Raw genomic sequence first — 12,529 nt, 5'->3', positions numbered from 1 at the left:
TTCAAACCTATTGTGGAAGCATGTCCTTGAGGCGGAGCAGCGCGATGCGCTCGACCTGCTTGCAGGCGGTTTCGAATTCGACGCCGCGGCCGTTGCCGATGCGGGCTTCGAATTCGGCGAGGATTTCCTCCTTTGTCTTGCCTTTCACCGCGATGATGAAGGGGAAGCCGAAGGTGGTGACGTAGGCGGCGTTGAGCTTGGAGAACAATTCACGCTCCTTGTCGGTCAGCGCGTCGAGACCGGCGGAAGCCTGTTCCCTGGTCGATTCCGCCGTCAGCCGCCTGGCTTTGGCCAGCTTGCCGGCGAGGTCGGGATGGGCGTTGAGCACGCCGAGCCGCTCGGTTTCGCTGGCGGAACGGAAGATACGGCAGAGCGCATTGTGCACGCCGCCGGCCGTGTCGTGCGCCGGGCCGAGCTCCAGCTCGTAGGCACGTTCGGCAATCCAGGGCGAATGCTCGAACACCCCGCCGAAGCTGTGAACGAACGTCTCGAATTCCATTTTCGACGGGCGCAGAGCGGCCGGCTTATAGGGATGGTTCTCTTGCCAGTGCTTGGCGATGTCGATGCGCCGTGCCAGCCAGACCTTGTCGTGCGATTTGACATAATCGACGAAGCGTTTCAGCGCCGCCACCCGGCCCGGCCGCCCGACGAGGCGGCAGTGCAGACCGATGTTCATCATGCGCGGCCTGCCTGCCTTGCCCTCGGCATAGAGCGTATCGAAACTATCCCTGAGGTAGGCAAAGAACTGGTCGCCCGAGTTGAAACCCTGCGGCGTGGCAAAGCGCATGTCGTTGGCGTCGAGCGTGTAGGGGATGATGAGCTGCGTGCCGTCCGCATGCTCGAACCAGTAAGGCAGTTCGTCGTCATAGGTGTCCGAGACGTAATCGAAGCCGCCTTCTTCGGCCACCAGCCGCACCGTGTTGACCGATGTGCGGCCCGTGTACCAGCCGGTCGGGCGCTGGCCGGTCACCTCGTAATGCAGCTTGATCGCCGCTTCGAGGTCGCGGCGCTCGTCCTCGGCGTCGTGGTCGCGGTAATCGATCCACTTCAGCCCGTGCGAGGCGATTTCCCAGCCGGCTTCCTGCATGGCCGTGACCTGGTCGGGTGAGCGCGCAAGCGCCGTGGCGACGCCATAGCAGGTCACAGGCACTTGCTCTTCGCTGAACAGGCGCAACAGCCGCCAGAAGCCGGCCCGCGCCCCATATTCGTAGATTGATTCCATGTTCCAGTGGCGCTGGCCCACCCAGGGCGCCGCACCGACGATTTCCGACAGGAAGGCTTCCGAAGCCTTGTCGCCGTGGAGCACGCAGTTCTCGCCGCCCTCTTCGTAGTTGACGACGAACTGCACGGCGACATGCGCGCCGCCAGGCCATTTCGGATCCGGCGGATTGGCTCCGTAGCCACGCATGTCCCTGGTGTAACGCATCGTCCCTCCGCGCCCGGCATCACCGGAAGTATGATCAGGATATCGAAAGGGTGCTTCTCGCATTCCCCTCAAAATTTTTGAAAGTGTTTTTGTCGCACTCCGCTCGACCGGGACTTATGCATCGCCTTTAATTGGCGCACAATTCATCGTTAGTGCTCGATTGTACCGACCAATTTATTCGTATTGGAAAATGGGAGGCGGCCAATGGCAGAAACGTCGAAAGCCGATGGCGGGCGTCTGACGACCCATGTCCTGGATACCGCGACCGGCAGGCCGGCGGCGGGATTGTCGATCGCGCTCTACCGTCTCGACGGTGCCGATCGCACGCTTCTGAAGGAGGTCGTCACCAACGCCGACGGCCGCTGCGACGCGCCGCTGCTGGCGGGTGCCGACTTCCGCACCGGAGAATACGAACTGGTGTTCGCGGCTGGCGACTATCTGCGCGGCCAGGGCACGAAGCTGCCCGCGCCTGCCTTCCTCGACAGCGTGCCGATCCGCTTCGGCATGGCGGAGGCGGTGCATTATCATGTACCATTGCTGATCTCGCCGTACGGCTATTCCACCTACAGGGGGAGCTGAGGCATGGCCAAGGTCAACATCCGCAACGAAATCCGCTTCATTCTCAATGGCAGGGATATCGCGCTGTCATCCGTGGCGCCCGATGCGACCTTGCTCGACTGGCTGCGGCTCGACCGTTCGCTGCGCGGCACCAAGGAAGGCTGTGCCGAGGGCGATTGCGGCGCCTGCACCGTGCTCATCGGCAAGCTTTCGGCCGCCGGACTGACCTATGAAAGCGTCAATGCCTGCATCCGCTTCCTCGGCTCGCTCGACGGCACCCATGTCGTGACGGTCGAGCATCTGCGTGGCGAAGCTGGCCAGTTGCATCCTGTGCAGCAGGCGATGGTCGATTTCCACGGCTCGCAATGCGGCTTCTGCACGCCGGGTTTTGTCATGTCGCTCTATGGCCTGTGGATGAAGTGGCCGGACCCTTCGAACGCGGCCATCGAAAAAGCCTTGCAAGGCAATCTCTGCCGTTGCACCGGTTACGAGGCGATCATGCGTGCCGCGCACGCCATCTCGAGCTATGGCAAGGCGGCGAAGGATCCGCTGGCGGCGGAGCGCCGGGACATCACGACGCGGCTGCAGGCGTTGCGCGACGGCGCCAGGATCGAGATGGGCTCCGGCAAGACACGGCTGGTCGTGCCGGCCGATGCCGACGATTTCGCGACCATCTTCGAAAAGGAACCCGCCGCCACCGTCGTCGCCGGTTCGACCGACGTTGGCCTGTGGGTGACCAAGCATATGCGCGACATCTCGCCGGCGATCTTCATCGGCAATCTGCCGGGGCTTTGCACCATCACGGAAGACAATAGTGTCATATCGATCGGCGCCGGTGTCACCTACACCGAAGCTTTTTCGACACTGTCGAAACGCATCCCGGCATTGGGGCCGTTGTTCGACCGCATCGGCGGCGAACAGGTTCGCAACATGGGCACGATCGGTGGCAACGTCGCCAACGGCTCGCCGATCGGCGACACGCCGCCACCGTTGATCGCGCTCGATGCGCGGCTGACGTTGCGCAAGGGCAAGACGCGGCGCACGATCCCATTGCAGGATTTCTTTATCGCCTATGGCAAGCAGGACCGCCAGCCAGGCGAGTTCGTCGAGGCCGTGCATGTGCCGGTGCCGGCAAAGGACGTGAAATTCGCCGTCTACAAGGTCACCAAGCGCCGCGACGAGGACATCACCGCGACCCTTGGGGCCTTCTGCCTGGCTCTGGCCACGGACGGCACGGTGGCCGATATCCGCATCGCCTATGGCGGCATGGCGGCAACGCCGAAGCGGGCTACGGCCGTTGAACAGGCTTTGATCGGCAAGGCCTGGAGCGAAGCGACGGTGGAGGCTGCGATGGCCGAATACGCCAAGGACTTCACGCCGCTCACCGACATGCGCGCGAGCGCCGAATATCGAGCGCTGGCAGCGAAAAACCTTTTGTTGCGCTTTTACGTGGAAACCACGGGCACCAAGGTGCCGGTGCAGGTATCGCGCAGCGAGGCGGCCTGATGAACAAGCACGCCACATCAAACCTCAAAGCCGAGAAGATCGTCGGCGGCATCGCTACCGACCAGCGGCATGATTCCGCCCACAAGCATGTCAGCGGCGGCGCCGTCTATATCGACGACATGTCGGAACCGGCCGGCACGCTGCATGCCGGCCTTGGCCTGTCCAAGGTGGCGCATGGCGTTCTGAAAAGCGTCGACCTCTCGGAGGTGCGCGCGGCCCCTGGTGTCGTCGACGTGCTCACCTATGCCGACGTACCGGGCGAAAACGATGTCTCGCCCAGCAATATGCATGACGATCCGGTGCTCGCCGAAGGCAAGGTGCAGTTCTTCGGCCAGCCGATCTTCGCGGTGATTGCCGAGACGCGCGAGGCAGCCCGGCGCGCCGCGCGCCTGGCCAGGATCGAGTATGACGAGCTTCCCGCCGTGATCGACATCTGGGACCTAGATCCAACGAGGGACAAGCAGGTGACCACGCCGCTGGTCCTGAAGCGCGGCGATGCGGCCGCGGCAATCCAGGCAGCGCCCCGCCGCATCAAGAGCCGCATGTGGCTTGGCGGCCAGGACCATTTCTACCTCGAAGGCCAGGTGTCGCTCGCCATCCCCGGCGAGGACGACGAGGTGACCGTCTACTGTTCGACCCAGGGGCCGAGCGAGACGCAGCATCTGGTCGCCCACACGCTCGGCGTGCCGAGTAACGCGGTGACGGTGGAGGTGCGCCGCATGGGCGGCGGCTTCGGCGGCAAGGAAACGCAGGCCAATCAGTGCGCCGCGATCGCCGCCATTGCCGCCAAGAGGCTGAAGCGCGCGGTCAAGATCCGGCTCGACCGCGACGAGGACATGACCGCCACCGGTAAGCGGCATGATTTCGCCATCGACTACGAGGTCGGCTTCGACGACGAGGGCAACATCCTTGGCGTCGACTTCACCTACGCTTTGCGCTGCGGCTTTTCAGCCGACCTGTCCGGCCCGGTCGGCGATCGTGCGCTGTTCCACTGCGACAACGCCTATTTCTATCCAGCGGTGCTGGCCAAATCGGCGCCGCTCTTTACCAATACCGTCTCCAACACCGCCTTTCGTGGCTTCGGCGGCCCGCAAGGCATGATCGGCGCCGAGCGCGTCATCGACGAGGTCGCCTTTTCGGTCGGCAAGGATTCGCTCGAGATCCGCAAGCTGAATTTCTACGATCCGATGGAGGCGATCGGCGGCCGCAACGTCACGCCCTATCACCAGAAGGTCGAGGACTGCATCATCCAGCGCATCGTGGCGGAACTGGAAGAGAGCGCCAGCTATGCACGCCGCCGTCGCGAGATTTCCGCGTTCAACGCCAACAGCCGCTTCATCAAGCGCGGCTTGGCACTGACGCCGGTCAAGTTTGGCATCTCCTTCACCAAGACCGAGTCCAACCAGGCCGGCGCGCTGGTGCATGTCTATGCCGACGGCTCGGTGCACATGAACCATGGCGGAACCGAAATGGGGCAGGGCCTGCACCTCAAGGTGGCGCAGGTCGTGGCCGAGGAATTCCAGATCGACCTCGACCGCGTGAAGATCACCGCCACCACCACCGCCAAGGTGCCCAATACCGCGCCGACGGCGGCGTCCTCGGGGGCCGACCTCAATGGCATGGCGGCGCAGAACGCGGCGCGCCAGATCCGCCAGCGGCTGACCGACTTTGCCGCCGAGAGATACCAGATCCCTGTCGACCAGGTGGTGTTCCTGCCAAACCGGGTGCGCGTCGGCAACCAGGAGGTCAGCTTCAACGATCTGGTCAAGCAGGCCTATATTGCGCGTGTGCAGCTCTCGGCCGCCGGCTTCTACAAGACGCCGAAAATCCACTGGGACCGCGGCAAGGGCCAGGGCCACGCCTTTTATTACTACGCCTATGGCGCGGCCTGCGCCGAAGTGTCGGTCGACACGCTAACCGGCGAATATGTCGTCGAGCGCGCCGATATCCTGCACGATTGCGGCCGTTCGTTGAACCGGGCCATCGACCTCGGCCAGGTCGAGGGCGGCTTCATCCAGGGCATGGGGTGGCTGACCACCGAGGAATTGTGGTGGGACGACAAGGGCCGGCTGCGCACGCATGCGCCGTCGACCTACAAGATCCCGCTGGCGTCGGACCGACCGAAGATCTTCAACGTGGCGCTGACTGACTGGTCGCAGGCCTATGAACCGACCATCCATCGCTCCAAGGCGGTCGGCGAACCGCCGCTGCCGCATGGCATGGCGGTGCTGCACGCCCTGTCGGACGCAGTGGCCAGCGTCGCCGACCACAAGATCTGCCCGCGCCTCGACGCCCCGGCAACGCCGGAACGCGTGCTGATGGCAATCGAGCGGCTGAAGAAAGCGGTCAAGGCTGGCGCCTGAATCGGGCAGAACGTGCAATTCGGACCGAAAAAGCCTATATTTCCCATTCGGGAACCGTGAAACCATGACCTCGAAAGTACAAAGCCTGAAAGCCTTTCTCGGCGGCGCCGGCCGTCTTGCCTTGGTCGAAGTGGCCGGCACCAAGGGCTCGACGCCGCGTGAGAAAGGCGCCTTCATGCTCGTCTCGCGAACGGCGATCTTTGGCACGATCGGCGGCGGTCAACTCGAATACATGGCCATCGACAAGGCGCGGCAGATGGTGGCGCCATCGGGTGGATCCAACCGCCTGCAGTCGACGTCCCGCGTCGCGGTCGACGAAGTCCGCACCACGCTTGACGTCCCGCTCGGCCCCGAAATCGGCCAGTGCTGTGGCGGGCGGGTCGAGGTGCTGATCCGGTTGGTCGATACCGCATTGGCCGCCGAACTGGTCGCGGTGGCGGAAGCCGAGGAAGCTCATATGCCGCATGTCTATATTTTCGGCGGCGGTCATGTCGGCCAGGCACTGGCGTCGACCATTGCGCTCCTTCCCGTGCGCGGCGTCGTGATCGAGACTCGCGCCGAGGCGCTGGAAGGCATGCCGGAAACCGTGGAGACACGGCTGACCCCCATGCCGGAGGCCGAGGTGCGCACCGCTCCGGCCGGCACCGCCTTCGCCATCCTCACCCATGACCATGCGCTCGATTTCCTGATCGTCGCCGAAGCGCTGAAACGCGACGACGCGGCCTATGTCGGCATGATCGGCTCGAAGACCAAGAAAGCCACATTCAGGAGCTGGTTCCTGAAGTCGGCGGACGGTACGGAGGCTGAATTCGCCCGCCTCGTCTCGCCGATCGGCGGCGATGCGGTCAAGGACAAGCGCCCGCCTATCATCGCCGCGCTGGCGGCCGCCGAGATCATGACGGCGCTCGTCAGCCACGTGACCCCGGATCATCGGGCCCTGCAGGGCAAGGTGATGGCCCCGGCTAGACCAGCCTAGGCTGGCTTTCACGCAAGGCAACCGGATCGGATAGGCCACGAGGCGATCACTTGCAGGCCAGTTCGCTCTTCCGCCTACTTGCCGGCCAGAAGATCCTTGATCAGCCGCTGGCAGCGCTCCGCCATGAAGTCGAGCAGCAGCCGCACCTTGGGGTCCTGCAGCTTCTTGTGCGGATAAACGGCCGCGAACTGCACCGGCGTCGGTGGCGTGTTGCTCAGGATCACCTTTAGCCGGCGGTCGCGGATGAACGGCTCGACCTCGAAGCGCGGCTTGTTGATGATGCCCCGCCCTGACAGCGCCCAACCGGTCAGCACGTCGCCATCGTCGGTGTCGTAGGGGCCGTGTACCTCGAACTTTTGTGGCCCGGTCGGCGTCTGCAAGGTCCAGACATATTCGCGCGCGCCGGAATAGCGCAGCATCAGGCAGTCATGTTTCCTGCCGATCAGCTCCTGCGGCTCCATCGGCTCGCCGCGCGCCTCCAGATATTTTGGTGCGGCGACCAGCACGCGCTCGCATTCCATGATGCCGCGCATCCGAAGACTGGAATCCTCGATGATGCCGAGCCGGAAGGCGACGTCGATGCCTTCCTTCATGATGTCGACATTGTGGTCCGAGAGCCTGAGCCGCACCTCGATGTCAGGGTACTTGTCATGGAAATCGGGAATGCCCGACGCCACCAGCCGTCGCCCGAGACCGAGCGGCGCGGTGACGCGGATGGTGCCGCGCGGCTGGCCGGACAGCGCCGAGACGGCAGCCTCCGCCTCGGTGATCGCTTCCAGCACCTGCTTGGCGCCGGAATAGAAAACGGTACCGTGTTCCGTTGGCATCAACTGCCGGGTGGTGCGGTTGAACAGCCGCACGCCGAGATGCTTCTCCAGTTCCTTGATGCGATTGGAGGCGACAGCCGGCGAAATGCGCATGTCGCGGCCGGCCGCCGACAGATTGCCGAGCTCGACGACGCGGACGAAGACGGCGATGTTGTCGAGATAGGCCATACGGAGCACCTTCGCCGGTTTGTGGCCATCAACCTAGTATTTTCCAATTTTTTTTGAAAGTCATCGTATACCTCGCCTCTTTTCGTTTGCGCACCACACCGTAAAGTCACCGGATCGGCAGGGACGACTTCAATGATGGATTTCGCGATTTTCTGGGACTGGCTGAGCTTCGCCGTGCGCTGGCTGCACGTCGTTACCGGCATCGCCTGGATCGGCTCGTCCTTCTACTTCGTCGCGCTCGATCTTGGCCTGCGCCAGCGCCCGGGCATGCCGGTCGGCGCCTTCGGCGAGGAATGGCAGGTGCATGGCGGCGGCTTCTACCACATCCAGAAATATCTGGTGGCGCCGGCCGAGATGCCGGAACACCTGACTTGGTTCAAATGGGAATCCTACGCCACCTGGCTGTCCGGCTTCGCGATGCTGTGCGTGGTTTATTACGCCGGCGCTGACCTGTTCCTGATTGATCCCAACGTGCTGCCGATGTCGGTGCCGGTCGGCATCCTGCTGTCAATGGCGACGATCGGCGTCGGCTGGGTGGTCTATGATCTCTTGTGCCGCTCGCCGCTCGGAAAAAGCGACACCGGCCTGATGCTGGTCCTCTACGGCGTGCTGGTGTTCATCGCCTGGGGGCTGACGCATCTGTTCACCGGCCGCGCCGCCTTCCTGCATCTGGGCGCGATCACCGCGACGATCATGTCGGCCAATGTCTTCATGGTCATCATTCCCAACCAGAAGATCGTCGTCGCCGACCTCATCGCCGGCCGCAAGCCGGACCCGAAATACGGCAAGATCGCCAAGCAGCGTTCGCTCCACAACAACTATCTGACGTTGCCGGTGCTGTTCCTGATGCTGTCGAACCACTATCCGCTGGCATTCGGCACTGAGTTCAATTGGGTCATCGCCTCGCTGGTGTTCATCATCGGCGTCCTGATCCGGCATTATTTCAACACCGTGCACAAGCGCGCCGGCAATCCGCACTGGACGTGGCTGGGCGCCCTTGTCCTGTTTCTCATCATCATCTGGCTGTCGACGGTGCCGAAGGTGCTGACCGGCGAACCCAAGGCCTCCGCCGCGACTGAGGTCTATATCGCTTCGGCGCATTTCCCGGCGGTGCGCGACACCGTGCTCGGCCGCTGCTCGATGTGCCATGCGCAGGAGCCGGTCTATGAAGGCATCTATCACGCACCCAAGGGGGTGATGCTGGATACCGACGCCGGCATCGCCGAGCATGCCCGCGAAATCTATCTGCAGGCCGGCCGCAGCCACGCCATGCCGCCAGCCAATGTCTCGCAGATATCAGACAAGGAACGGGCGTTGCTGGTGGCGTGGTTCGAAGGCGCGGGGAAATAAGCATGACCTCGACACTTCTGCGTGGCCGCACGCTGTCCTTCGTGCGCTGGCCGCAAACCATCGACGACCACTCCGCCTGGCGCTACGAGGAGGATGGCGGGCTGCTGATAAGCGACGGCAGGATCGTTGCAGCAGGCGCCTATGCCGATGTCGAGAAACAGGCCGGTGAGACGGCGAAAAAAATCGACCACCGGCCGCATCTGCTGCTGCCGGGCTTCATCGATGCCCATGTGCATTTCCCGCAGATGCAGGTCATCGCGTCCTATGGCGCCGAACTGCTCGATTGGCTGAACACCTACACCTTTCCCGAGGAAACAAAATTCGCCAACGCCCAGCATGGCCGCCGCATCGCGCGCCTGTTCCTTGATGAGACGGTGCGCCATGGCACCACCACGGTTGCCGCCTACTGCTCGGTGCACAAGGCGTCGGCGGAAGCCTTCTTCGCCGAGTCGCATGCGCGCGACATGCTCAACGTCGCCGGCAAGGTGATGATGGACCGCAACGCGCCCGAAGGCGTGCTCGATACGCCGCAATCGGGCTATGACGACACCAAGGCGCTGATCGCCGAATGGCACGGCAAGGGCCGCCAACGTTATGCCATCACGCCACGTTTCGCCATCACCTCGTCACCGGAGCAGATGGAGATGGCCGGCGCGTTGTGCCGCGAACATCCCGACCTGCACATGCAGACGCATCTGTCGGAAAACCACGCCGAGATCGCCTTCACCGGGGAACTCTACCCCTGGTCGCGCGACTACACCGATGTTTACGAGCATTATGGGCTGCTGGGCAAAAAGAGCCTGTTCGGCCACTGCATCCATTTGTCGGAGCGCGAGGCGGACGCGCTGTCGGACAGCGGTTCGGTGGCTGTGTTCTGCCCGACCTCGAACCTGTTCCTCGGTTCCGGCCTGTTCGACTATCAGCGCTTTCGTCGCCGCGACAAGCCGTTGCGCATAGGGGCCGCCACCGATGTCGGCGGCGGCACAAACTATTCGATGCTGCGCACCATGGACGAGGGCTACAAGGTCATCGCGCTCAATGGCGAGAAGCTGAACCCGTTCCAGTCCTTCTGGCAGATCACGCGCGGCAACGCAGAGGCGCTGTCGGTGGCGGACAAGATCGGCACTCTGGAGGAAGGCACCGATGCAGACATCGTCGTGCTCGATGCCAGGGCGACGCCCGCCATGCGGCTCAGGATGGAAACGGTCGAGACGCTGGCGCAGGAATTGTTTCTGCTGCAGACGCTTGGCGACGACCGCGCCGTGCGCGAGGTCTATGTGGCGGGGCGCGCGGCCAAGAGCGACATGATCGCGGGGTGAACCCCGTCTTGCCAACCGAATTGCGAAGGGCAATTCGGGGCGATCCGGCCTCTCCCCAAGGAGAGAGGAGGCCGCCGGCGCTGGCGCCAGGCTCTTCTCCCAACCGGGAGAACGCGGCCGCGCAGCGGCCGGATGAGGGGCGCGCCGCGATGCAAGCTTGACCCGGCCGATGTTGTCGTACAAACGACACGTCACGATTTTCGGAGAAAAGAGACATGGCCGTTGCTGACGACATCGCTCTGATCAAGAGACAGGAAGAGACACTTGTCTTCGCAGCCTTCGACGAGGCGATCGCCTTCGAGATCGGCGCAGCCATCCGTCGTCGCGCAATGGCCGAGAACCTGCCGGTCATCGTCGACATCAGGCTATGGGACCGGCCGCTTTTCTATGCCGCCATGCCGGGTTCGAACGCTTCCAACCCCGACTGGGCGCGGCGCAAGATCAATGTCGTGAAGCGCTATCTCAGAAGCACTTACCGTCTGGTGCTTGAACAGCAACGTCCTGACCGCACCTTCAAGATCGGCGAGGGGCTGGATATTGCTGACTACGTGCTGGCCGGCGGCGGCTTCCCGGTCACGGTCAAGGGCGCCGGTGTCATCGGTGTGATCGCGGTGTCCGGCCTGCCGGAGCGCCAGGATCATGGCGTGGTGGTCGATGCGCTGTGCGATCACCTGGGCATGGACAGGCGCGAGCTGGCGCTGTCCCCGGACCCCGAATGACCGTGCCCGATCCCAAGGTTTTTCTTACCTCGATCTTCAATGCCGCCGTCGCCGCCGCCGATCCGGAGCGTACCATCCGCGACCATTTGCCGGCCAAGCCAAGGGGCCGCACCATCGTCATCGGCGCCGGCAAGGGCTCGGCGCAGATGGCCGCGGCCTTCGAAAAGGTCTGGGATGGCCCGATCGAAGGGCTGGTCGTCACCCGCTACGGCTATGGCGCCAAATGCGAGCGCATCGAGATCATCGAGGCGGCGCATCCTGTGCCGGACGCCGCCGGGCTCGAGGCCTCGCGGCGGCTGCTGGAGAAGGTGCAAGGGCTGACGGCGGACGATCTGGTCATGGCGCTGATTTCCGGCGGCGGTTCGGCGTTGCTGCCGTCTCCCGCCGCCGGCCTGACGCTCGCGGACGAGATCGCCGTCAACGAGGCGCTGCTCGCCTCCGGCGCGCCGATCGCGGCGATGAACACCATCCGCAAGCACCTCTCCACCATCAAGGGCGGCCGGCTGGCTGCCGCCGCATGGCCGGCCAAGGTGGTGTCGCTGGTGGTCTCCGACATCCCCGGCGACAATCCGGCCCTTGTCGCGTCCGGCCCAACCGTTCCCGATACCGGCAGCCGTGAAGATGCCCTGGCTTCGATATCAGCCTATGGCATGAAACTGCCGGACGCGGTCATGGCGCACATCCAGTCGCCTGCGGCCGACGCGCCAGATCCCGACGACGAGCGCTTTGCGCGCAACGAGGTGCACTTGATCGCCTCCGCCGGTGTGTCGCTGGAAGCGGCGGCAGTGGAAGCGAGGCGGCAAGGCATAGAAGCTGTCATCCTCTCCGATGCCGTTGAAGGCGAAGCGCGCGAGGTCGGCGGCGTCCACGCGGCAATCGCGCGCGAAGTGGCGACGCGCAACCGGCCCTTCCAAAAGCCGGTTCTGATCCTGTCGGGCGGTGAGACCACCGTGACCTTGCGGGCCAAAGGCAAGGGTGGCCGCAATTCGGAATTCCTGCTCGCCTTCGCCATCGGCATCAATCGCGTGGAGGGTATTCATGCCTTGGCGGCCGACACCGACGGCATCGACGGTTCGGAAAACAACGCCGGCGCCTTCGCCGACGGCTCGACTGTCTCGCGCATGCGCGCGGCGGGCGTGGATGCCAAGGCGATGCTCGCCGGCAACAACGCCTGGACGGCCTTCAATGCCGTCGGCGATCTCTTCGTGCCCGGCCCGACCGGCACGAACGTCAACGATCTCAGGGCAATTCTCGTCCGCTAATGCATGTCGCCCAAGTGACCTCGGTTTTGGGGGAACGACATGCATATGCATCAAC

The 12,529-nt window shown here is 63.9% G+C and carries 10 protein-coding genes; 8 read left to right on the top strand and 2 right to left on the bottom strand.

Annotated elements, in window-relative coordinates; all coding sequences use genetic code 11:
* Positions 1–7: 7 nt before the first annotated feature.
* Positions 8–1,426, bottom strand: a complete 1,419-nt coding sequence (puuE, locus tag O7A60_RS00690) for an allantoinase PuuE (RefSeq protein ID WP_337104561.1) — start codon at positions 1,424–1,426, stop codon at positions 8–10.
* Between the two features lie 204 nt (positions 1,427–1,630).
* On the opposite strand from puuE, the gene uraH reads away from it, so the two are divergent.
* The 4 genes from uraH (at position 1,631) to xdhC (ending at position 6,829) form a co-directional block, all read left to right on the top strand.
* Positions 1,631–2,005, top strand: coding sequence for a hydroxyisourate hydrolase (gene uraH, locus O7A60_RS00685; protein ID WP_140716344.1), 375 nt, complete (start codon positions 1,631–1,633; stop codon positions 2,003–2,005).
* 3 nt (positions 2,006–2,008) lie between these two features.
* Positions 2,009–3,490, top strand: a complete 1,482-nt coding sequence (gene xdhA, locus O7A60_RS00680; protein ID WP_337104560.1) for a xanthine dehydrogenase small subunit — start codon at positions 2,009–2,011, stop codon at positions 3,488–3,490.
* Entirely contained in the window at positions 3,490–5,853 is a 2,364-nt protein-coding gene (xdhB, locus tag O7A60_RS00675) for a xanthine dehydrogenase molybdopterin binding subunit (protein ID WP_337104559.1), read from the top strand. Before xdhA ends, xdhB begins: the two co-directional genes overlap by 1 nt.
* Positions 5,854–5,917: 64 nt before the next feature.
* Positions 5,918–6,829: a xanthine dehydrogenase accessory protein XdhC gene (xdhC, locus tag O7A60_RS00670; protein ID WP_337104558.1), complete on the top strand. Its 912-nt coding sequence runs from the start codon at positions 5,918–5,920 to the stop codon at positions 6,827–6,829.
* Positions 6,830–6,903: 74 nt separating this feature from the next.
* On the opposite strand, the gene O7A60_RS00665 is transcribed toward xdhC, so the two are convergent.
* Complete coding sequence (locus tag O7A60_RS00665; protein WP_027142784.1) at positions 6,904–7,824, bottom strand: LysR family transcriptional regulator; 921 nt, start codon at positions 7,822–7,824, stop codon at positions 6,904–6,906.
* A gap of 132 nt (positions 7,825–7,956) precedes the next feature.
* On the opposite strand from O7A60_RS00665, the gene O7A60_RS00660 reads away from it, so the two are divergent.
* The 4 genes from O7A60_RS00660 (at position 7,957) to O7A60_RS00645 (ending at position 12,474) form a co-directional block, all read left to right on the top strand.
* Positions 7,957–9,174: a urate hydroxylase PuuD gene (locus tag O7A60_RS00660; RefSeq protein WP_337104557.1), complete on the top strand. Its 1,218-nt coding sequence runs from the start codon at positions 7,957–7,959 to the stop codon at positions 9,172–9,174.
* A gap of 2 nt (positions 9,175–9,176) precedes the next feature.
* Entirely contained in the window at positions 9,177–10,493 is a 1,317-nt protein-coding gene (gene guaD, locus O7A60_RS00655) for a guanine deaminase (RefSeq protein WP_337104556.1), read from the top strand.
* Between the two features lie 215 nt (positions 10,494–10,708).
* On the top strand, positions 10,709–11,212 hold the full coding sequence (locus O7A60_RS00650) for a heme-degrading domain-containing protein (protein ID WP_337104555.1): 504 nt from the start codon (positions 10,709–10,711) through the stop codon (positions 11,210–11,212).
* Positions 11,209–12,474, top strand: coding sequence for a glycerate kinase type-2 family protein (locus tag O7A60_RS00645; protein WP_337104554.1), 1,266 nt, complete (start codon positions 11,209–11,211; stop codon positions 12,472–12,474). The genes O7A60_RS00650 and O7A60_RS00645 overlap by 4 nt, the downstream gene beginning before the upstream one ends.
* Positions 12,475–12,529 lie beyond the last annotated feature (55 nt).

Origin of the sequence: Mesorhizobium salmacidum (SeqCode) (assembly GCF_037179605.1) — a bacterium.
Taxonomy (GTDB): Bacteria; Pseudomonadota; Alphaproteobacteria; order Rhizobiales; family Rhizobiaceae; genus Mesorhizobium; species Mesorhizobium salmacidum.
The sequence above is the reverse complement of the archived record's forward strand: the minus strand, read 5'-3'. Positions and strand labels throughout refer to the sequence as shown.

Excerpts from the sequence above, each read along its gene's own strand:
- uraH (WP_140716344.1), top strand. The coding sequence starts at position 1,631 with ATGGCAGAAACGTCGAAAGCCGATGGCGGGCGTCTGACGACCCATGTC.
- xdhB (WP_337104559.1), top strand. The coding sequence starts at position 3,490 with ATGAACAAGCACGCCACATCAAACCTCAAAGCCGAGAAGATCGTCGGC.
- puuE (WP_337104561.1), bottom strand. The coding sequence starts at position 1,426 with ATGCGTTACACCAGGGACATGCGTGGCTACGGAGCCAATCCGCCGGAT.
- O7A60_RS00650 (WP_337104555.1), top strand. The coding sequence starts at position 10,709 with ATGGCCGTTGCTGACGACATCGCTCTGATCAAGAGACAGGAAGAGACA.
- O7A60_RS00660 (WP_337104557.1), top strand. The coding sequence starts at position 7,957 with ATGATGGATTTCGCGATTTTCTGGGACTGGCTGAGCTTCGCCGTGCGC.
- O7A60_RS00665 (WP_027142784.1), bottom strand. The coding sequence starts at position 7,824 with ATGGCCTATCTCGACAACATCGCCGTCTTCGTCCGCGTCGTCGAGCTC.
- xdhA (WP_337104560.1), top strand. The coding sequence starts at position 2,009 with ATGGCCAAGGTCAACATCCGCAACGAAATCCGCTTCATTCTCAATGGC.
- guaD (WP_337104556.1), top strand. The coding sequence starts at position 9,177 with ATGACCTCGACACTTCTGCGTGGCCGCACGCTGTCCTTCGTGCGCTGG.
- O7A60_RS00645 (WP_337104554.1), top strand. The coding sequence starts at position 11,209 with ATGACCGTGCCCGATCCCAAGGTTTTTCTTACCTCGATCTTCAATGCC.
- xdhC (WP_337104558.1), top strand. The coding sequence starts at position 5,918 with ATGACCTCGAAAGTACAAAGCCTGAAAGCCTTTCTCGGCGGCGCCGGC.